At 57.1% G+C, this 20,561-nt stretch carries 23 protein-coding genes; 14 read left to right on the top strand and 9 right to left on the bottom strand.

The window, feature by feature from the left end; translation table 11 throughout:
• Positions 1–69 precede the first annotated feature (69 nt).
• From yihX to fabY, 4 genes are read left to right on the top strand one after another with little or no spacing between them, the layout of a single operon-like run.
• Positions 70–669, top strand: a complete 600-nt coding sequence (yihX, locus tag EDF81_RS22405; protein ID WP_123350383.1) for a glucose-1-phosphatase — start codon at positions 70–72, stop codon at positions 667–669.
• On the top strand, positions 663–1,532 hold the full coding sequence (locus EDF81_RS22410; protein ID WP_123350384.1) for a virulence factor BrkB family protein: 870 nt from the start codon (positions 663–665) through the stop codon (positions 1,530–1,532). The genes yihX and EDF81_RS22410 overlap by 7 nt, the downstream gene beginning before the upstream one ends.
• Complete coding sequence (dtd, locus tag EDF81_RS22415; protein WP_123350385.1) at positions 1,529–1,966, top strand: D-aminoacyl-tRNA deacylase; 438 nt, start codon at positions 1,529–1,531, stop codon at positions 1,964–1,966. Before EDF81_RS22410 ends, dtd begins: the two co-directional genes overlap by 4 nt.
• A 44-nt stretch (positions 1,967–2,010) precedes the next feature.
• Entirely contained in the window at positions 2,011–2,952 is a 942-nt protein-coding gene (gene fabY / locus EDF81_RS22420; RefSeq protein WP_184999582.1) for a fatty acid biosynthesis protein FabY, read from the top strand.
• Between the two features lie 22 nt (positions 2,953–2,974).
• Here fabY and EDF81_RS22425 read toward each other — a convergent pair whose 3' ends face one another.
• Positions 2,975–3,883: an alpha/beta hydrolase gene (locus EDF81_RS22425; RefSeq protein WP_123350468.1), complete on the bottom strand. Its 909-nt coding sequence runs from the start codon at positions 3,881–3,883 to the stop codon at positions 2,975–2,977.
• A gap of 227 nt (positions 3,884–4,110) precedes the next feature.
• On the opposite strand from EDF81_RS22425, the gene EDF81_RS22430 reads away from it, so the two are divergent.
• The 3 genes from EDF81_RS22430 (at position 4,111) to EDF81_RS24095 (ending at position 5,131) form a co-directional block, all read left to right on the top strand.
• A complete protein-coding gene (locus tag EDF81_RS22430; RefSeq protein ID WP_123350387.1) occupies positions 4,111–4,422 on the top strand; it encodes a type II toxin-antitoxin system RelE/ParE family toxin in 312 nt (103 codons plus the stop codon).
• Complete coding sequence (gene nadS / locus EDF81_RS22435; protein ID WP_123350388.1) at positions 4,423–4,713, top strand: NadS family protein; 291 nt, start codon at positions 4,423–4,425, stop codon at positions 4,711–4,713.
• A gap of 247 nt (positions 4,714–4,960) precedes the next feature.
• Positions 4,961–5,131: a hypothetical protein gene (locus tag EDF81_RS24095; RefSeq protein WP_184999580.1), complete on the top strand. Its 171-nt coding sequence runs from the start codon at positions 4,961–4,963 to the stop codon at positions 5,129–5,131.
• A gap of 247 nt (positions 5,132–5,378) precedes the next feature.
• Here the strand turns inward: EDF81_RS24095 and fdhE are convergent, their stop codons facing one another.
• From fdhE to fdnG, 4 genes are read right to left on the bottom strand one after another with little or no spacing between them, the layout of a single operon-like run.
• Positions 5,379–6,308 (bottom strand): formate dehydrogenase accessory protein FdhE, encoded by a 930-nt coding sequence (fdhE, locus tag EDF81_RS22440; protein ID WP_123350389.1) that lies wholly within the window; start codon positions 6,306–6,308, stop codon positions 5,379–5,381.
• Positions 6,305–6,940, bottom strand: coding sequence for a formate dehydrogenase cytochrome b556 subunit (gene fdoI / locus EDF81_RS22445; RefSeq protein ID WP_123350390.1), 636 nt, complete (start codon positions 6,938–6,940; stop codon positions 6,305–6,307). The genes fdhE and fdoI overlap by 4 nt, the downstream gene beginning before the upstream one ends.
• Positions 6,937–7,839: a formate dehydrogenase subunit beta gene (fdxH, locus tag EDF81_RS22450; protein ID WP_123350391.1), complete on the bottom strand. Its 903-nt coding sequence runs from the start codon at positions 7,837–7,839 to the stop codon at positions 6,937–6,939. Before fdxH ends, fdoI begins: the two co-directional genes overlap by 4 nt.
• 12 nt (positions 7,840–7,851) lie before the next feature.
• On the bottom strand, positions 7,852–10,902 hold the full coding sequence (gene fdnG, locus EDF81_RS22455; protein ID WP_123350392.1) for a formate dehydrogenase-N subunit alpha: 3,051 nt from the start codon (positions 10,900–10,902) through the stop codon (positions 7,852–7,854).
• 185 nt (positions 10,903–11,087) lie between these two features.
• Between fdnG and fdhD the strand changes: the two genes are divergently transcribed.
• From fdhD to EDF81_RS22470, 3 genes are all read left to right on the top strand, one after another.
• Positions 11,088–11,930 (top strand): formate dehydrogenase accessory sulfurtransferase FdhD, encoded by an 843-nt coding sequence (gene fdhD, locus EDF81_RS22460; RefSeq protein WP_123350393.1) that lies wholly within the window; start codon positions 11,088–11,090, stop codon positions 11,928–11,930.
• 133 nt (positions 11,931–12,063) lie between these two features.
• Positions 12,064–12,276, top strand: coding sequence for a YdgH/BhsA/McbA-like domain containing protein (locus tag EDF81_RS22465; protein ID WP_123350394.1), 213 nt, complete (start codon positions 12,064–12,066; stop codon positions 12,274–12,276).
• A 189-nt stretch (positions 12,277–12,465) separates the two neighbouring features.
• A complete protein-coding gene (locus tag EDF81_RS22470) occupies positions 12,466–12,678 on the top strand; it encodes a YdgH/BhsA/McbA-like domain containing protein (protein ID WP_123350394.1) in 213 nt (70 codons plus the stop codon).
• A 39-nt stretch (positions 12,679–12,717) separates the two neighbouring features.
• On the opposite strand, the gene EDF81_RS22475 is transcribed toward EDF81_RS22470, so the two are convergent.
• Both EDF81_RS22475 and EDF81_RS22480 read right to left on the bottom strand, forming a co-directional pair.
• Positions 12,718–13,041 (bottom strand): AzlD domain-containing protein, encoded by a 324-nt coding sequence (locus EDF81_RS22475; protein ID WP_123350395.1) that lies wholly within the window; start codon positions 13,039–13,041, stop codon positions 12,718–12,720.
• The gene (locus EDF81_RS22480) at positions 13,042–13,704 is read right to left on the bottom strand and encodes an AzlC family ABC transporter permease (protein ID WP_123350396.1); all 663 of its coding nucleotides are present in this window, start codon (positions 13,702–13,704) and stop codon (positions 13,042–13,044) included.
• A 101-nt stretch (positions 13,705–13,805) separates the two neighbouring features.
• Here EDF81_RS22480 and EDF81_RS22485 point away from each other — a divergent pair, with 101 nt between their 5' ends.
• From EDF81_RS22485 to EDF81_RS22500, 4 genes are all read left to right on the top strand, one after another.
• A complete protein-coding gene (locus tag EDF81_RS22485; RefSeq protein ID WP_123350397.1) occupies positions 13,806–14,351 on the top strand; it encodes a helix-turn-helix domain-containing protein in 546 nt (181 codons plus the stop codon).
• 33 nt (positions 14,352–14,384) lie between these two features.
• Positions 14,385–15,380: a LacI family DNA-binding transcriptional regulator gene (locus EDF81_RS22490; RefSeq protein ID WP_123350398.1), complete on the top strand. Its 996-nt coding sequence runs from the start codon at positions 14,385–14,387 to the stop codon at positions 15,378–15,380.
• 114 nt (positions 15,381–15,494) lie between these two features.
• Complete coding sequence (locus EDF81_RS22495; protein ID WP_123350399.1) at positions 15,495–17,627, top strand: alpha-galactosidase; 2,133 nt, start codon at positions 15,495–15,497, stop codon at positions 17,625–17,627.
• Positions 17,628–17,786: 159 nt separating this feature from the next.
• Positions 17,787–19,058: an MFS transporter gene (locus tag EDF81_RS22500; RefSeq protein ID WP_123350400.1), complete on the top strand. Its 1,272-nt coding sequence runs from the start codon at positions 17,787–17,789 to the stop codon at positions 19,056–19,058.
• A 36-nt stretch (positions 19,059–19,094) separates the two neighbouring features.
• Here the strand turns inward: EDF81_RS22500 and rhaM are convergent, their stop codons facing one another.
• Positions 19,095–19,409: an L-rhamnose mutarotase gene (rhaM, locus tag EDF81_RS22505; protein ID WP_123350401.1), complete on the bottom strand. Its 315-nt coding sequence runs from the start codon at positions 19,407–19,409 to the stop codon at positions 19,095–19,097.
• Positions 19,406–20,554, bottom strand: coding sequence for a lactaldehyde reductase (gene fucO, locus EDF81_RS22510; protein ID WP_123350402.1), 1,149 nt, complete (start codon positions 20,552–20,554; stop codon positions 19,406–19,408). The genes rhaM and fucO overlap by 4 nt, the downstream gene beginning before the upstream one ends.
• Between the last annotated feature and the right edge of the window lie 7 nt (positions 20,555–20,561).

Raw genomic sequence — 20,561 nt, forward strand, 5'->3', positions numbered from 1 at the left:
GCGGGGGAACTATTCAACTCCAGACTTTACCGCTACAGTTAACTCTCCACGGCAAGCAAGGAGAGGATCATGCTCTATATCTTTGATTTAGGTAATGTGATTGTCGATATTGACTTCAATAGGGTGCTGGGCGCATGGAGCGACTTTAGCCGTGTACCGCTGGCGACGCTGACGCAAAACTTCACGATGGGAGAGGCCTTCCATCAGCACGAGCGAGGCGAAATCAGCGATGAAGCCTTTGCCGAAGCGCTCTGTCATGAGCTGGAGCTGCCGCTTAGCTATGAGCAATTTTCTCACGGCTGGCAGGCGGTGTTTGTCGGCCTACGGCCCGAGGTGATTGACGTGATGCACCGACTGCGCGAGCAGGGGCATCGCGTGGTGGTGCTCTCCAATACCAACCGTCTGCATACCACCTTCTGGCCGGATGAATTCCCGGAGGTTCGTGAGGCCGCCGATCATATCTATCTGTCTCAGGAGATGGGGATGCGTAAGCCAGAGGCGCGAATCTACCAGAAAGTGCTTGAGCTGGAAGGCTTCTCAGTAGATGACGCCGTCTTTTTCGACGATAACGCTGATAATATTGCCGGGGCGAATCAGCTGGGGCTGACCAGCATTCTGGTCACCGACAGGGAGACGATCCCGGCTTATTTTGCGAAGACGCTATGCTGAAAAACGTGCGGCATAAAGCAAAGCACCATACCCGCCCGCTATGGGCGTGGTTGAAACTGCTCTGGCGACGCATCGATGAGGACAATATGACGACGCTGGCGGGGAACCTCGCCTACGTCTCTCTGTTGTCGCTGGTGCCGCTGGTGGCGGTGATTTTTGCGCTGTTTGCCGCATTTCCGATGTTTTCCGAAGTCAGCGTTCAGCTGCGCCATTTTATTTTCGCGAACTTCATTCCCGCCACCGGGGACGTGATTCAGCGCTATATCGAGCAGTTTGTGGCGAACTCCAGCAAAATGACCGCGGTGGGAGCCTGCGGGCTGATCGTCACTTCGCTACTGCTGATGTATGCCATCGATAGCGCCCTGAATACTATCTGGCGCAGCACGCGGGTCAGGCCGCCGGTGTACTCGTTTGCCGTGTACTGGATGATCCTGACGCTGGGACCGCTGCTTGCCGGGGCAAGCCTGGCGATCAGCTCTTATCTGCTGTCACTGCGCTGGGCCAGCGAGTTCAACGGGGTGGTGGATAACCTGCTGCGTATCTTCCCTCTTCTTCTCTCCTGGATCTCCTTCTGGCTGCTCTACAGCATTGTACCGACCACCCGGGTACCGAACCGCGATGCGCTGGTCGGGGCGTTTGTGGCGGCGGTGTTCTTCGAGCTGGGCAAAAAAATCTTTACCCTCTACATCACCATGTTCCCCTCCTGGCAGCTGATTTATGGCGTGCTGGCGGTGGTGCCTATCCTGTTCGTCTGGGTCTACTGGACCTGGTGTATCGTCTTGCTTGGCGCTGAAATAACTGTCACTCTCGGTGAATACCGCAAACTTAAACACAACGCAGAACAAGAAGAAGAACAGCCATGATTGCATTAATTCAGCGCGTATCCCGGGCCAGCGTCACCGTGGAGGGGGAAGTGACGGGTGAAATCGGTCCGGGACTTTTGGTGTTGTTGGGTGTCGAAAAGGATGACGATGAACAGAAAGCGAACCGTCTGTGCGAGCGGGTACTGAACTACCGCGTATTCAGCGACCCTGAAGGCCGGATGAACCTTAACGTACAGCAGGCAGGCGGCAGCCTGCTGGTGGTGTCGCAGTTTACGCTTGTGGCCGATACCGAACGCGGAAATCGTCCGGGCTTTTCCCGGGGCGCTTCGCCGGATCGGGCAGAAGCCCTGTATGACTACTTTGTTGAGCGCTGCCGTACGCAGGAGATGGCAACGCAAACCGGGCGATTCGCTGCGGATATGCAGGTGTCGCTGGTCAATGATGGCCCCGTAACCTTCTGGTTGCAGGTATGAACCAGCTCCCTGTACGGCTGCGGGCAACAAGAGAGAGTATCGCTATGTATCACCTGCGTGTGCCGCAAACGGAAGAAGAACTTGAGCGTTATTACCAGTTCCGCTGGGAAATGCTGCGCAAGCCGCTGCATCAGCCGAAAGGCTCCGAGCGTGATGCCTGGGATGCCCTGGCGCACCACCAGATGGTGGTGGATGAAGATGACAACCCGGTTGCCGTCGGGCGACTCTATATCAACGCCGATAACGAGGCGTCTATCCGCTTTATGGCGGTAGATCCTGCGGTACAGGAGAAAGGCCTGGGGACACTGATGGCGATGACCCTGGAGTCGGTGGCGCGTCAGGAAGGCGTGAAGCGCGTGACCTGTAGTGCCCGCGAGGATGCCGTTGAATTCTTTGCCAAGCTCGGATTTGTCAATCAGGGCGAAATCACCACCCCGCAGACCACGCCGGTCCGCCATTTTCTGATGATTAAACCTGTCGCTACCCTTGACGATATTCTCCATCGCGGCGACTGGTGCGGGCAGCTACAGCAGGCCTGGTATGAGCATATTCCCCTGAGTGAAAAAATGGGGGTGCGCATTCAGCAGTATACCGGGCAGAAATTTATCACCACCATGCCGGAAACGGGCAATCAGAACCCGCACCATACCCTGTTCGCCGGTAGCCTGTTTTCGCTGGCGACGCTGACCGGCTGGGGGCTTATCTGGCTGATGCTGCGTGAACGCCATCTGGGCGGCACCATTATTCTGGCGGATGCGCATATCCGCTACAGCAAGCCCATCACGGGTAAACCCAGCGCGATCGCCGATCTCGGCTCCCTCAGCGGCGATCTCGACCGTCTGGCGCGCGGACGTAAGTCGCGTGTACAGATGCAGGTCGAGCTGTTCGGCGACGAGACCTCGGGCGCTATCTTTGAAGGCACCTATCTGGTGCTGCCTGCGAGACCTTTCGGACCGTATATAGAAGGCGGTAACGAAGAGGAGTAAGCGGCTGGTCCCTGCGGGTGGCTTATTCAGCCGCCCGCCAGGCCAAATCCCGCATTAATCCGCGAGCCGCCGGGCTTATTCCGCCAAGCTGGAAGAAGCCGTGGATCACGCCTGACCAGCGCTGGCAGGTGCAATCAACACCTTGTTCAGTCAGATGCTGGTACAGCGCTTCACCTTCATCACGCAGCGGGTCAAACTCGGCGGTGACAATATGCACCGGCGGCAGGCCGCTAAAATCATTCCGCCATAATGGGCTGGCCTCCGGGTGGCGCGGATCGACGTCAGGCAGGTACATCTCATATCCACTGAGCAGGGTATGGTGGGTGATAATGTAGTCCTCGCCGTTAGTGGTATAGCTCTTATGGCTGGCGGTGGCATCCAGCATCGGGTAGATCAGCAGTAGTCTGTGGGGCTGCCACTCTCCGCTGGCCTTCAGCCGCAGGGCTGTTATCAGTGCCAGATGCCCACCCGCGCTGTCTCCGGCGAGGGTGATGTGTTGTTTATCCACCCCCAGTTTTTCCGCATAGCGCCAGACCAGCTGGGCACCACGTTCGGCGTCATCATGCGCGGCAGGCCAGATATGCTCAGGTGCCAGACGATACTGCACCGCAATCACCCGACAGCCGCTGTAGTACGCCAACTGACGTAGCTGATTATCGTGGGTCGCAAAGCCACCGCTGATAAAACAGCCGCCGTGATAGTAAATGACCGTCGGCAATGCGCCCGAGGCGTTCGGCGGAGAAACCACCCGCAGGGTGAGGCCCTCCAGGGTTATATCCTCCACCTGCACGCGGGTTTCTGTTTCGCCTGCCAGCACGGCGCTGGCGACATAGCCTGCTCTCCGGTCATCAATACTCTTCTTCCGCGATGAGGGGCGACCCGCCGCGATAAAGTCCTCAACGAGGAGCGCAATGCCTTTTTCCAGTGTCATTTCCATTCCCTTTTTCTGTATGGATATACAGGTTTATACCCTGGTTTCCTGAGAAAGTGAAAGGGGGGATATCGCCATCGGTGGGATTGTGGAAAGTGCCTCGCAAAAGAAAAACTCCCTTGGGTAACCGCTGGCATTGCGCTGTTCAGGCTCGTAACGTAATCGTGAGGGGTACGTCATTGACGTACATTTGATTCCTGTTATTATAAGCCAATGGCGTATATTTTATGGTGTTCATAGAAACGGAAATCTTTACTGAAGACGTCAAAGAACTGCTGGATGATGACGAATACCGAATTTTTCAGGTGTTTCTTGCCGTACAGCCTGAGCGTGGCGCACTCATTCCCGGGACGGGTGGCCTGAGAAAAGTTCGCTGGGCGGCACAGGGGAAAGGAAAACGCGGTGGAGTAAGAGTCATCTATTTTCACCAGGTCAGTCGATCTGAGATTCGCTTACTGCTGATCTACCGTAAAGGAATCAAAGACGATCTTTCCCCACAGGAAAAAGTGATGCTTCGCACACTAAACGAGAGGTGGTAGATGGATAAGGCGCTGTTTGAACGCTTAACCGCAAGCATGACGCAGATGAATGAGATCGATGAAGGCGCTCGTCAGCCTTCCCGAACCTTTCATATAGATGCTTTAAAAATTAAAGAGATTCGCCAGGTATCGGGGCTGTCGCAGGCGAAATTCGCCAGCCTGATTTCCGTCAGCGTGGATACCCTGCGTAACTGGGAGCAGGGCCGCCGTTCGCCAACCGGGCCGGCAAAAGCGCTGCTGCGTGCGATTGCCAACGACCCGCTGCACGTGATCGCCGCGCTGGCCCAATAAAAAAGCCCGCCAGCGTAAGCCCGACCTGACACCTTTTTATCGGCAAACAGGGAAAGTTTGCTTAATTTGATATTATTTAGGGTCCTTTTTTACTGGGTTTTTATTATTTTGTATTTCTGACGTTGTATTTGATAATGTGTCTGGGTGGAAAAGATACTCTCCCAGAGCTGAATTATTTTGTTTCTCTTTCGTTTAACTTATTCATGATTTAATAAAATCAATCACTCAGCAAAGGAAGGGAATAAAAATGAAGGTAATTAAATTGGCTGTTATTTTAGCTGCTTTATCAGGCGTGTCATATTCTGTTAATGCCATCGCCAGTCAATGTACGCCGCAAACTCAGGATGGCATCACCTGTGTTTGCTTCCCGGCACCCGTTGGCTGTATCGATGCTAACGATCCAGGGAATCGCCCGTAATTTAACGTTCATTAATATCTGAATGCGGATATCTGGCAAGCCTGGCTTGCTGGGTATCTGAAATTATTTCAGGTGTTCTTTATTTGATGTGGTTTTTTGTTTTGTTCTAAATAATAAAAATCAAATCCGCGATTATCTATTACCCGCCACATTACCCCTCCCCCTAAAATAAGACCAATCTAAAGCGCGATGGGATCGTTGAACGGATAATAGTGAATGCCGGGCAAGCCCGGCATTCATCGGAGGATTACTCGCCTTCACCCGGGAACAGGAACGGGTTGATGGAGCTGCGGGCGAAGCCCTCCTGCTCCATACGGGCGTCGAGCACCAGCGAGGCCAGGTCATCGGCAACCGCTTCGACTTTCGGGTCTTTTTCCTGATAAAGAATCTTCAGGTACGTCCCACAGTCGCCACAGCTTTCCGCTTTCACCGGTGCCTGCTCGTTATCCAGCGACCAGTAGTGCAGGTCACGGCTTTGCTCGCAGTTGCTGCACTTCACGCGTACCACGTGCCATTCTGATTCACACAGATTGCAGTGCAGATACCGCAGACCCTGGGTAGTACCAATCTGTACCACGCTGGATACAGGCATACTGCCGCAGACCGGGCAGAACTGGCGCTGTTCGCCGTATTCGGCACGCGCTTTGCCCGGGATCAGGCTGGCCATCTGTGCCCAGTACAGGGAGAGTGCAGCCCAGATAAACGGGGCCTTATCGCTGCTGACCTGCGAAAAATCAGAGGCAAACAGCGCACTGGCCATCTGCTCCAGCTCCTGCTCAGACGCTTTCTCCAGGTTCTCAATCACCGCCAGCGCAGGACCGCTCATTTCCGGCTTCAGCTCGGCGATCAGGGAGTGCAGCAGCATGTGCCAGTGCTTATCGCGCGGCAGGACGTGAATATCCAGCGGCGGTTTTTCCTGGGCAGCGGCCTCTTTCAGGCGCGCGCTGAGATCCAGCTGCAGCGGGTGGTCGTAGAGCACCACTTCCTGAGCGTGGGCGATCAGCGCCGCGAAGCGCAGATAGTCGCCCAGCGGGTTGTTTTCCGCCAGCTCGCGCAGACGCTCGGCGCGGCGGTTATAGAGGTTTTTCAGTCTGGGGAACAACAGCGGCGGAATTGCTTCCGCCGTGCGTTTCTCGCTCTTCTCCAGCTCATCTTGCGGGATAATGCGAATGCTCATTCAGTCTCTTTTTCCGTTGTCTTGCGGATTTCACGGTACCAGCGCGGGTGATGTTTCTTCGCCCACGCGCTGGTAACCCATCCCTCCACCATAGCGGTGATGGTGCCTTTTACCCACAGGGCGGCGTAAATGTGCACCATGATAACCACAATCAGGGCCACGGCTGCAAATGAATGTACCAGCAGCGCGGCGCGGATAAGCGGAATAGGGAAGGCGGGTGCAAAGTAAGGACGCCAGATAATCACGCCGCTTACCAGCAGCAGCACCAGGAAAATAATCGCCGCCCAGAAGACGCACTTCTGACCGAAATTATAGCGCCCGGTGTCACCCACTTCTTCGTTGACCACTATTTTACGTATATTCTTCGCCCAAAAGATATCCTCCCGATTGATGAGGTTATGGTGCCAGTAGCGAAAGAACATAATGATAAACGAAGCGAACATCACCACGCCGACAAACGGATGCAGAATGCGCGCCAGCTGCGGCGTACCGAGGATCCCCATTAACCAGTTAAAAGATGGGAAGAAAAACCCCAGTCCGCTCACCGCTGCCAGTATGAAACAGAAGGCGGTGATCCAGTGGTTGATGCGTTCCGGCGCCGTATAGCGCACGATGGTGTCACGTTTTTTCATTTGCGCACCTCGTCTTTCTCTTCATGCAGGTTGTCATCTTCCTCATCCGCACGGTTCGGACCGACCCCGACATAGTGGAAGATGCTGGCCGCGAAGGTGGCCGCAAAGCCCACCGCCGCAAGAGGTTTCCAGATGCCTTTCCAGAACTTCACGGTGGCGCTGATTTCCGGGTTCTCCGGCAGGCCGTGATAGAGATTCGGCTTGTCGGCATGGTGCAGCACGTACATCACGTGCGTTCCGCCGACGCCCGCCGGATCGTACAGGCCCGCGTTGTCGTAACCACGGGTTTTCAGCTCCGTTACGCGCTCGCCCGCCAGCTGCTTCATCTCCTCTTTCGACCCGAAATGGATAGCGCCGGTCGGGCAGGTTTTCACGCACGCAGGCTCCTGGCCGACGTTCACGCGATCCACGCACAGGGTGCATTTATAGACGCGGTTGTCTTCCGGGTTCATACGCGGCACGTCGAACGGACAGCCGGCGATGCAGTAGCCACAGCCAATGCACTGCTCGGACTGGAAGTCGACAATTCCGTTGGCATACTGAATGATAGCCCCTTCCGACGGACACGCCTTCAGGCAGCCCGGGTCGGCGCAGTGCATACAGCCATCCTTGCGGATCAGCCACTCCAGTTTGTCGTTCTGCTCCACTTCCGAGAAGCGCATCACCGTCCAGGATTTGGCGGTCAGGTCCGCCGGGTTGTCGTACACCCCGACGTTGTGACCCACCTCGTCACGGATATCGTTCCACTCTGAACAGGCCACCTGACAGGCTTTGCAGCCGATACAGGTGGTGACGTCGATAAGCTTCGCCACTTCCTGCTGGTGATCCCGCGCCTGCGGCGCGGGCGTGAAACCGTTAGTCGCGGAACGACGGATAATATCTTGAGATTGATAAGCCATAATTCGTCTCCGCTATACCTTTTCCACATTCACCAGGAACGCCTTGAACTCCGGCGTCTGGGTGTTTGCATCACCGACGAACGGGGTCAGGGTATTGGCGATAAAGCCCTTCTTCGCCACGCCCTCGTAGCCCCAGTGGATTGGAATGCCGATGGTATCGACATCCTGACCGTTCACTTTCAGGGTGCGAATACGCTTGGTTACCACCGCTTTCGCCTTGATATAGCCGCGGTTCGAAGAGACCCTGACCGTATCGCCCTGAGTGATGCCGAGCTTATTGGCCAGCTTCTCGCCGATCTCCACAAACTGTTCCGGCTGCGCAATGGCGTTCAGCAGCGCGTGTTTGGTCCAGTAGTGGAAGTGCTCCGTCAGACGGTAGGTGGTGCCGACATACGGGAACTTATCGGCTTTACCCATCGCTTCCAGATCGCCTTTAAACACGCGGGCGGCCGGGTTGGATACCACGTTCGGGTGCAGCGGGTTGGTGCCCAGCGGCGTTTCAAACGGCTCGTAGTGTTCCGGGAACGGTCCTTCTGCCATCTTGTCGAGGGCAAACAGACGTCCCATCCCTTCCGGCTGCATGATAAACGGCCCGACATTGCTGCCCGGCGCGGCGGTGCTGTAGTCCGGAATATCGGCGCCGCCCCATTTTGTACCGTCCCACTTCAGCAGCTGACGTTTCGGATCCCACGGGTTGCCCTGCGGGTCAGCGGAGGCGCGGTTGTACAGGATGCGGCGGTTCAGCGGCCACGCCCATGCCCAGCCCAGGGTATTGCCCAGCCCGGATGGATCGGCGTTATCGCGTCGCGCCATCTGGTTGCCTTCCGGCGTCCAGCTCCCGGCGAAAATCCAGCAGCCGCTGGAGGTGGTGCCGTCATCGCGCAGATGGGCGAACGTACTCAGCAGCTGGCCTTTTTTCACCAGTACGGCACCGGTTGCAGGATCGGTAATATCCGCCAGCGCCCGGCCGTTGCTCTCCATCGCCACTTCTTCCGACGCCGGTTCATGCGGCGTGCTGTAGTTCCAGGTCATATTGAGGACCTGTTCCGGGCACGCACCGCCCTCTTCGGCATACATCTTGCGCAGACGCGTGAAGATACCGGCGAGGATCTCACCGTCGGTCACGGCTTCACCCGGACCGTCCGCGCCTTTCCAGTGCCACTGCAGCCAGCGGCCGGAGTTGACGATAGAGCCGTTCTCCTCCGCAAAGCAGGTGGACGGCAGGCGGAATACTTCTGTCTGAATACTGGCGGTATCCACGTCGTTATGTTCGCCATGGTTCTGCCAGAAGGTCGAGGTTTCGGTGTTCAGCGGATCGATAGTGACCAGGAACTTCAGCTTCGACAGCGAGGCCACAACCTTGTTTTTATTCGGGAATGAGGCCACCGGGTTAAAGCCCTGGCAGATATAGCCATTCACTTTGCCCTGGTTCATCATCTCGAAATACTGCAGCACGTCGTAGCCCTTATCCCACTTCGGCAGCCAGTCAAAGCCCCAGCTGTTATCCGCCGTCGCCTTGTCGCCGTAGAAGGCTTTCATCAGCGAGACGAAGAACTTCGGATAGTTGCTCCAGTAGTTAACCTGGCCGTCCAGCAGCGGTTTTGGCGTATTCGCAGCAAGATAGGTCTGCAGGTCGGCCTGTTTTTCACTCGGCAGGTTCATATAGCCGGTCAGGCTCTGCGACAGCAGGCCAAGATCGGTCAGACCCTGAATATTCGAGTGGCCACGCAGGGCGTTAACGCCGCCGCCAGCCATCCCCATATTGCCGAGCAGCAGCTGGATCATCGCCATGGTGCGGATGTTCTGCGCACCGACAGAGTGTTGAGTCCAGCCCAGCGCGTAGAGGAAGGACGCAGTTTTGTCGTGCACGCAGGTTTCAGCGATGTACTCGCAGACTTTCAGGAAGTCGGCTTTTGGCGTTCCGCAGACGTTTTCCACGACGTCCGGCGTATAGCGGGAAACGTGCGTTTTCAGCAGGTTCCACACGCAGCGCGGGTGCGTCAGAGTGGTGTCGCGTTTGGCAAAGCCGTTTTCATCCAGCTCGTAGTGCCAGCTGGTTTTGTCATATTTGCGGTTATCCGCGTCGTAGCCGGTAAACAGACCATCGTCGAAGCCAAAGTCTTCGCGCACGATCAGGCTGGCGTTGGTGTAGGCTTCGGTATATTCGCGGTTGTATTTTTCGTTGGTTAACAGGTACAGCAACACGCCTGACAGGAAGGCAATGTCAGTACCGGAACGAATCGGCGTATAGAAATCCGCTACTGAAGCGGTTCGCGTAAAGCGTGGATCGATAACAATCAGCTTAGCGCCATTGTGGATCTTGGCTTCCATCGCCCAGCGGAATCCCACCGGATGCGCTTCTGCCGCGTTCCCACCCATCACAACGATGAGGTTGGCGTTCTTCATGTCGACCCAGTGGTTGGTCATCGCACCGCGACCAAATGTTGGAGCAAGACTTGCTACCGTTGGTCCGTGTCAGACACGCGCCTGGTTATCGACGGCTAACATGCCGAGTGCGCGGGTAAATTTCTGGGTTAAATAGCCGGTTTCATTACTGGAGGCAGAGGCGCACAGCATCCCGGTGGAGAGCCAGCGGTTAACGGTGGTGCCTTCGCTATTCTGCGCGATGTAGTTAGCGTCGCGGTCTTCTTTAATTCGCTTCGCGATGCGGTCAAAGGCATCGTCCCAGCTGATTCGCTGCCATTTATCTGAACCTGGTGCGCGGTATTCGGGGTATTTCAGGCGCGATTCGGAGTGGATGAAATCCACCAGGCCGGCCCCTTTCGGGCACAGTGCGCCGCGGTTTACCGGGTGGTCCGGGTCACCTTCGATATGGAAAATTGAGGATTTTGCGTTCTTTGCGCCGTCACCGAGGCTATACATCAACAGCCCACAGCCGACCGAGCAGTACGTACAGGTGTTACGGGTTTCGCGGGAGCGCAGCAGCTTATACTGCCGTGTTTCCGCCAGCGCGACGCCGGGGGCAAAGCCCAGCGCTGCTGCCGTAGTGCCTGCCATACCGCCAGCGCAGATCTTAAAGAACTGCCTTCTGCTGACCTGCATGGTTTACTCCTTTTCTCGACATTGCTTGTCCCTGGTTGCGGTTTTCAGATGCACAGGGATTATTGTTTTCTTTGCGGTCAACGCCGCAAGAGTTCAGAATTGTTTGAACAAGCCCCCATAAATAAAGGGCGTAATAGCAGAATACCACAATGTGATTACGCTTGTTTTAAAACGGTTAATATAAAGTGAATAAAAACCATCCAGAGACAGTTGAAAATGTGACTGATATCACAGGGTGTCGTGAGGTTGCCCTGTGGCAGCGGGACGACCTGCAGAAGACCTTGCCTGACCGCCTGGCGGAAGAGGTGCCGGTCGCGCTGGTCTATAACGGTATTTCCCACGTGGTAATGATGGCCTCGCCGAAGGATCTGGAGATTTTCGCTATCGGTTTTTCTTTATCCGAAGGGATTATCGAGAATCCACGCGAGATCTACGCAATGGACGTGGTGCCCTCCTGCAACGGTCTTGAGGTGCGTATTGAGTTGTCCAGCCGCCGCTTTATGGGGCTGAAAGAACGGCGTCGGGCGCTGGCCGGACGCACCGGCTGCGGCGTTTGCGGCGTTGAACAGCTGGACGATATTGGCCGCCCTGTCGCGCCGCTGCCGTTTACGCAAAGCTTCTCTCTCGATCTACTCGACCATGCGCTCCCCCATTTGCGGGATTTCCAGCCGCTGGGTCAGCTGACCGGCTGTACCCACGCCGCCGCCTGGCTCAGGCCTGACGGTGTGCTGGCGGGCGGGCATGAGGATGTGGGACGTCATGTGGCGCTGGATAAACTGCTGGGGCGTCGCGCCCGCGAGGGCGAAAGCTGGCTGCCGGGCGCGGTGCTGGTTTCCAGCCGCGCCAGCTACGAGATGGTGCAGAAATCGGCCATGTGCGGCGTGGAAATTGTTTTTGCCGTCTCTGCGGCCACCACTCTGGCAGTAGAAGTCGCGGAGCGCTGCAACCTGACGCTGGTGGGCTTTTGCAAACCGGGCAGGGCGACCATCTATACCCATCCGCAGCGATTGATTTCAGCCAGTCAGTGAAGACTCTATTTGTTCAAATAAATTGAATTATATCAGCAAATCCTTCCGCTTTTAGTTGTTCGTTATCCGGCCTATTATTATCAAATCAAGGCGAGGTGCCTTATACAAACAACTAATCTGAAGGGTTTATATCATGAAAAGCATCAAAACTTTTGTCGCAGTTATCGCTCTGGCTACTTCTTTCGGTTCTTTCGCTGCTCAGACTGTGACCGCAACTGCCGGTACTCTGTCCGGTGCTGAAGCCAAAATCGCCGCTCAGGCTCAGGCCGCTGGTGCCTCTTCTTACCAGATCACCGAAGCCTTCAACGGCAACCAGGTTCATATGACCGCCGAACTGACCAAATAAGCCGGTTCCAATGTCGAAAGAGCGCCCTCGGGGCGCTTTTTTTGTTTTTGTGGTTGGGGGTTTTTATGGTCAAATAAATTGAACGTTATCAGCAAATCCTTCCGCTTTTAGTTGTTCGTTATCCGGCCTATTATTATCACATCAAGGCACGGTGCCTTATCTAAACAACCAACGTGAAGGATTTATACTATGAAAAGCATCAAAACTTTTGTCGCAGTTATCGCTCTGGCTACTTCTTTCGGTTCTTTCGCAGCTCAGACCGTGACCGCAACTGCCGGTACTCTGTCCGGTGCTGAAGCCAAAATCGCCGCTCAGGCTCAGGCCGCTGGTGCATCTTCTTACCAGATCACTGAAGCGTTCAACGGCAACCAGGTTCATATGACCGCCGAACTGACCAAATAAGCCGGTTCCAACGTCGAAAGAGCGCCTCAGGGCGCTTTTTTATTTTATACCCGCCAGCCGCAGCAGCGCCGTCACCACCGCCGCAGAGAGTATGACCAGGATAAGCGGGACTTTACGCCAGGCCAGAAACAGAGCAAACGCCACGCCCAGCACCCGCGCCATTCCGGCAAAACTCGCATTTTCATACAGCGTCGCGGCCAGCGCCACGGCAAAGAGCAAGGTGGTGGCTGCATCGGACAGCAGCGCCTGCGCCCGCTCTGAAAGCGCCAGCTTATTCCCCAGCTTTGCGCCGCCGAAGCGCATCAGATAAGTTCCCACCGACAGCAGGGCGATACCGCCGATAATCAGCGTGGTACTGGCCATCTATTTCTTCCTCGTCAGTAAGCCAAGCAGCGACAGCAGCACCGGCAGGCCCACGGGGGCAAAAGGCACTGCGGCCAGGGAGAGCGCTGCGCCGCTGGAGGCGCGGATCAGCGTGGTTTTTTTCTTCAGCGCGGGCAGCACCAGCGCCAGCAGAATGGCCGGGAATACCGCGTCAAGGCCGATAGTTTCCGGGGCCGGAAGCAGCTGGCCGATTCCGCTGCCGATTAAGACTCCCAGAGGCCAGAGCACCATAACGCCCAGCCCGCAGAGCCAGTAGGCGGCTTTACGCTGCTCCGGCGTCTTCTGTGAAAGACCGAACACCACGCTTTCATCATTCATGATGTGACAGCCAAGAAGACCCGCAGCGCGTTTGCCCACCAGGTCACGGACCGTCACGCCAAACGGCAGATGGCGTGCGTTAACCAGCAGGCCCGCAGCGGCGGCGGCCAGCGGATTACCGCCGCTGGCGACAATCCCGATAAACATAAATTCGGATGCGCCTGCCACGACCAGCATAGAGAGCGCCATCGGGACCCACAGGGGAAAACCGTAGGCCATCGCCAGCGAGCCGTAGGAGACACCGACCACGCCGACCGCCAGGCACACCAGCAGGATCGCTTTAACCGTGTCGCCTTGCAGAGAGGAAAAGAGATTTTTAAACATGCTTTTTAGCCATATCGAACGGGTATCCATTATAATGAACGCACTACAATCGTTTTACAAGACGAACGATCGTTCGATTTAATGAACACTGGAGCCGTGCTATGACACAGCCAATTAGCGTGATTGCCAAAAGCCTGGTGCGGGAGCGTCAGCGTACTGGCCTGTCGCTGGCGGAGATTGCCCGTCGCGCCGGGATCGCCAAATCGACGCTGTCCCAGCTGGAGGCCGGTAACGGTAATCCCAGCCTGGAAACCCTCTGGTCCCTGTGCGTGGCGCTGGATATCCCCTTTGCTCGCCTTCTTGAGCCACAGGCCAGCAAAACCCAGGTGATTCGTCGCGGTGAAGGCCCGAAAGTGGTGTCGGAACACGCGAACTTTCAGGCTATCCTGCTGGCGAACTGCCCGCCGGGCGCACGTCGTGACATTTTCCTGCTGATGGCGCAGCCGGGGAGCGATCGCCTTTCCCATCCGCATCCTGCCGGATCTATTGAGCATATTATTGTTACCCAGGGCCGGGCGCTGGTCGGTCTCACCGAGTCGCCGGAAGAGTTGAATCCCGGGGATTACATCTGCTATCCGGCGGACCAGGCGCATATTTTCCGGGCGCTGGAGCCGGATACCCTGGCGCTGATGGTTGCGGAACACTGATCCCATGACTCTGACTTACTGACAAGGAAAGATATGTCGCTTAAATCCATCGCTAAAGACCTGGGGCTGTCCGTTACCACGGTAAGCCGGGCGCTGAATGGTTATGATGACGTCGCCGACGAGACGCGTGCCCGCGTTGAAGCGGAGGCGAAGCGACGCGGCTACCGGCCAAATACCCTTGCGCGTCGGCTGAAGATGGGCAAAATCGATGCGGTCGGGCTGGTTTTTCCGGTCCATCCGGTGCCGCTCAATAACAGCGTCTTTATGGATATGGTCGGCGAGATCAGCCGCGAGCTGGCGCGCCATGAAATCGATCTGCTCTTGATTGCCGATGACGATCTGTCCGATAAGCACAGCTATATGCGGCTGGTGCAGAGTCGTCGGGTGGATGCGCTGATTGTCGCCCACACCCTGGAGCACGATCCCCGTCTTGAAGAGCTACAGGCGGCGGGTTTCCCGTTCCTCGCCCTCGGTCGTAGCCAGCTGACGCAGCCCTATGCGTGGTTTGATTTTGATAACTACGCCGGAACGTATCAGGCTACCTCTCATCTGATTGCCAGCGGCCATACGCGCATTGCGCTGCTGGGCGAGCACAACAGCCAGGCGTTTATTTCCCAGCGTCGGCAGGGCTTTCTCGATGCGCTGAGCGAACACGGACTGTCGACGGAATGGCAGCGGACGCTGTCGCCGTCCAGGCGAGCGGGCTATCAGCAGACCCTTGAACTGCTGGCGCTGCCCCAGCCGCCGACGGCGATTATCACCGACTGTAACACCCACGGTGACGGGGCTGCGATGGCGCTTGCCCAGCTAAACCGCCTGAGCGGCGATGCGCGCGTTGCGCTGGTGGTCTACGACGGTTTACCGGCGGACAGCATTGTTACCACCGACGTGGGGGCGGTGATCCAGTCTACCCGCGAGGGCGTTGGCGTGCAGATTGCTGCCATGATCCAGCGTCTTATCGCCGGGGACGATATCCGTCAGCTGCAGGTGCTCTGGCAGCCTGAATTTCATCCGGGTATCACCAGCTAACACTCCCGTTTTCCCGCTGAATTTTTAACGCTCGTCACATATCCGAAACGTTTGGCTTTGCATCCGAAACGTTTCGGATCAACAGTTAAGACATAAAATCACCGGAGATGTCTTATGGAATCCGTTTACCTGCGCCTGGAAAGCGCCAGCGCCGACGTGGTGCTAAAAACCCACCCTTACGCCGAAATTGTCTACTGGGGACCGCATTTAGACGCCTTCTCCCCGGAAGATGCGCTGAGCCTTGACCGCCCGGTGGCCAACGGTCGGCTGGATGTTGATTCCCCGGTCACGCTAATGGCGGAGCTGGGGCACGGCCTGTTCGGTACGCCCGGCATCGAAGGTCATCGCGCCGGGCTGTGCAGTTCACCGGTCTTTTCTACTATCGAGGTGCACCAGCAGGGCAATACCCTGACGTTAATCAGCGAGGATGTGCACGCCGGGCTGCGCCTGACCAGCGAGCTGCTGCTGGATAGCAGCGGGGTCCTGAAAATTCGCCACGGCCTGACCAATCTGCAAACTACGGTGTGGCAGGCAGAGCGTCTGGCAATCACCCTGCCGGTAGCGGAGTACGCCCGGGATGTCATGGCCTTTCACGGGCGCTGGATCCGTGAGTTCCAGCCCCACCGTCTGCGCCTTGAGCACGACAGCTTTGTGCTTGAGAACCGCCGCGGTCGCACCTCCCATGAACACTTCCCGGCTATCATCACCGGCAGCGGCGGCTTCAGCGAACAGCAGGGCGACGTCTGGGGCGTGCATTTAGGCTGGAGCGGCAACCATCGCCTGCGCGCCGAGGTGAAAACTGACGGCCGCCGCTATCTGCAGGCCGAAGCGCTGTGGATGCCGGGCGAAAAAATGCTGAATCCGGGGGAAACCCTGTGGACGCCGTATCTGTATGCCAGCTACTCCGCCAGCGGCCTGAATGGCATGAGCCAGCAGTTCCACCGCTATCTGCGTGAGCAAGTGATCCGTTTCCCCAACGGTAAAACGCGTCCGGTGCATCTCAATACCTGGGAAGGGATCTACTTCGACCACCACCCTGATTACATTATGAAGATGGCGGACGAGGCGGCGGCGCTGGGCGTCGAGCGCTTTATTATCGACGACGGCTGGTTTAAAGGCCGCAACGATGATTACGCTGCGCTGGGCGACTGGTATCTCGATGAGAAGAAATATCCTCAGGGACTGGGACCGGTTATCGATCATGTCAAAGCCTGCGGGATGCAGTTTGGGATCTGGATTGAGCCGGAGATGATTAACCCGGATTCAGATCTCTATCGGGCGCATCCGGACTGGGTGCTGGCGCTGCCGGGCTACAAGCTGCTTACCGGCCGTCATCAGCTGGTGCTGAACCTGAACATCCCGGAAGCTTTCGACTACCTGCTGGAACGTATGAGCTGGCTGCTGGGCGAGCATCAGGTCGACTATGTGAAGTGGGATATGAACCGCGAGCTGGTGCAGCCGGGCCATCAGGGGCTGGCCGCCGCCGATGCCCAAACCCACCAGTACTATCGCCTGCTGGATACCCTGCGCGCCCGCTTCCCGCAGGTGGAGTTTGAATCCTGCTCTGCCGGGGGCGGACGCATCGACTATGAGGTGCTTACCCGCTGCCACCGCTTCTGGGCTTCCGACAATAACGACGCCCTGGAGCGCAACACCATCCAGCGCGGCATGAGCTATTTCTTCCCGCCGGAAGTGATGGGCGCGCATATCGGCAACCGCCACTGCCACGCCACCTTCCGCCAGCACAGTATCGAGTTTCGCGGCCTGACCGCGCTCTTCGGCCATATGGGGCTGGAGCTGGATCCGGTCAGCGCCGACGCCCGGGAACGGGAAGGCTATCGCCACTATGCGGCACTGTATAAACAGTGGCGCAAGCTGATCCACTCCGGCACCCAGTGGCGCGTGGACGCTCCCGATAAGACAACGCAGATTCAGGGGATTGTCAGCGAGGATAAACGCCAGGCGCTGTACCTTATCAGCCAACTGGCGATGCCGGATTACACGCTGCTGGCGCCGCTGCGTATTCCGGGTCTGGAGGCCAGCGCCCGCTATAGCGTCACGCTGCTGGACCACCCCAATATTCAGATTACCGGGGAAGGCGGCCATACCATGCGCAAGCTTCCCGGCTGGATGATGACGCCGCAGACGGTCAGCGGTGAATGGCTGATGAAGGCCGGGATAACGCTGCCGGTGCTGGATCCGGAAAGCGCCATTTTAATCGGGCTGGAACGCGTATACCCAAAATAATTCGAGTTGCATCGCGGCGGCAAACGAGTGAATCCCCAGGAGCTTAGATAACTAAGTGACTGGGGTGAACGAGTGCAGCCAACAAAGAGGCAACTTGAAGTATGACGGGTATATAGTGGAGACGGGGCCGCTCTGCGGCCCCTGACTGAGGATAACAACATGACTGCCAGTACCTGTACCCATAAAAATAACCCTAACTTCTGGATTTTTGGTTCGTTTGTCTTTCTCTATTTCTTCATCATGGCCACCTGCTTTCCGTTCCTGCCGATCTGGCTGTCGGATGTCATTGGCCTGAGTAAAACCCATACCGGTATCGTCTTCTCCTGTATTTCCCTGTCGGCAATTTCGTTCCAGCCCGTGCTGGGTATTATTTCCGACAAGCTGGGGCTGAAGAAGAACCTGCTGTGGGTGATTGCCATCCTGCTGTTCCTGTTCGCGCCTTTCTTCCTCTATGTCTTTGCGCCGCTACTGCGGGTCAATATCTGGCTGGGGGCGCTAAGCGGCGGGCTGTATATCGGCTTTGTGTTCGCTGCCGGATCGGGGGCGATTGAGGCCTACGTTGAGCGCGTTAGCCGCAACAGCAACTTTGAGTACGGTAAGGCAAGGATGTTTGGCTGCCTCGGCTGGGGGCTATGTGCTTCGACGGCGGGGATGCTGTTCAGCATTAACCCGGAGTGGGTGTTCTGGATGGGGTCGGCGGCGGCGGTGCTGCTGATGATCCTGCTGCTGGTGGCGAAACCGGGGGTGAATCCCAATGCCCAGGTCATTGATGCGCTGGGGGCGAACCAGCCGCAGATTAGCCTGAAAATGGTGGTAAACCTGTTCCGTCAGCGCAAAATGTGGATGTTTATTCTCTACGTGATCGGCGTCGCCTGCGTGTATGACGTCTTCGACCAGCAGTTCGCCACCTTCTTTAAATCCTTCTTCTCCACGCCGCAGGCGGGCACCCAGGCCTTTGGTTTTGCGACCACCGCCGGGGAGCTTTGCAACGCCATTATTATGTTCTGCTCGCCGTGGATCATTAACCGTATCGGTGCGAAAAATACCCTGCTGATCGCCGGGGCCATTATGACCACCCGTATTATCGGCTCGGCCTTTGCAACTTCGGTGTATGAAGTGGTGGCGCTGAAGATGCTGCACGCGCTGGAAGTGCCGTTCCTGCTGGTGGGCGCGTTTAAATACATTACCGGCGTATTTGATACCCGCCTGTCGGCGACGATCTATCTGGTGGGTTTCAATTTTGCCAAACAGCTGGCGGCGATTTTCCTCTCCGCTTTTGCCGGGAATATGTATGACCGGATCGGCTTCCAGGATACCTACCTGATTCTGGGCTGTATTGTGCTGACGGTGACGATTATCTCAGCCTTCACTCTGTCGAAACGCCCCGTTGCACCGGCCGTTGGCGATGCACAAACGGCGAAGGCCAGCTAAAAAAACGCGCTGCCGCGACAGCGGCAGCGCGTTTGATTACGGCAGGTAAAACACCTCTTTCAGCGACGCGCTCACCGGGCTGTTATCCGGATTCGCGGGCATCACGTCGCGCATATGCTTCCACCAGCGCTGGCACACGTCCGTATGGGCGACCGCGTTCCAGCGCTCTTCCGATTCGATCTCCACCGTGGCAAACAGCAGGTTGCGCTCTTTATCGAGCCAGATCGCGTAGTGGTGCGCGCCATGATCTTTCAGTACCGCTTCCAGCTCGGGCCAGATTGGGCTATGGCGACGCTCATACTCTTCGTGCATGTTGGGGTTAACCTGCATCACAAAGGCTTTGCGGATCATAGTGCCTCCAGATACAGCTCGCGGACCTCATCGCGGCTGGCGGTGCGCGGGTTACAGGGCGCGCAGGGATCGGCGAGGGCTTTATCCAGCCAGCCTTCGATATCCGCTTTGGTGACGCCCAGCTTGCTGAACCCGGACGGGATACCGACGCGGGCGCTCAGTTCGCGGATGGCGTTAATCGCCGCCTGGCTTGCCGCTTCGTCGCTCATGCCACGGGTATCAACGCCCATCGCCTGGGCCACGCGGGCAAAGCGCGGGATGGCATTCGGGCGGTTAAAGTTTTCGATAATCGGCAGCAGGATAGCGTTGCAGACGCCGTGGGGCAGGTTATGGGTCGCGCCCGGCTGGTGGGCCAGAGCATGGACCAGACCCAGACCGGCGCTATTAAAGGCCATTCCTGCCAGGTACTGGCCGAAGGCCATCTGCTCCCGCGCTTCCAGATTCTGGCCGTTATCCACGGCGGCAGGCAGCCACAGGGTAATGAGACGAATTGCCTCAAGGGCGTTGGCGTCGGTCAGGGGATGGGCCCCGACGGAAACATAGGCTTCGATGGCGTGGGTCAGAGCGTCCATGCCGGTTGCGGCGGTCACCGAGGCCGGAATATCCAGCATCACGCTGGCGTCATCCACGGCAATATCGGGGATGATATTCGGATCGATAATCACCTCTTTCACCTGGCGGGCGCTGTCGATAATCACCGCGTTGCTGGTCATCTCCGCTGCGGTTCCGGCGGTGGTGTTGATTGCCACCAACGGTACGCCGGCATTTTTTACTTTACCGACGCCGGAATAGGCGGTGGACGGACCGGGGTTGGCGGTCAGGATTTTTACCGCTTTGGCGGTATCGATTGGGCTACCGCCGCCGAAGGCGATGACGTAGTCGCACCCGGCTTCCTGGTAAGCAGCATAGCCTTTTTGCACCAGCTCTTCTGTCGGGTTGGGAAACACCTCGTCGAACAGCTGATACGACATCTTATGCGCGTCCAGCGCGGTAAACAGGCTGTCGAGCAGGCCCATCTTGACCAGCTGCCCGTCGGTGACAATCAGCGCTTTGCCCCACTGCTTGCCTGCCACCAGATTGACCATATCGCCAATAGCGCCTGCGCCATGCAGGCTGATTTTGGGTAGTGCCAGCATAAAACTCATGATTACT

It is taken from the genome of Enterobacter sp. BIGb0383 (assembly GCF_003751845.1).
Taxonomy (GTDB): Bacteria; Pseudomonadota; Gammaproteobacteria; order Enterobacterales; family Enterobacteriaceae; genus BIGb0383.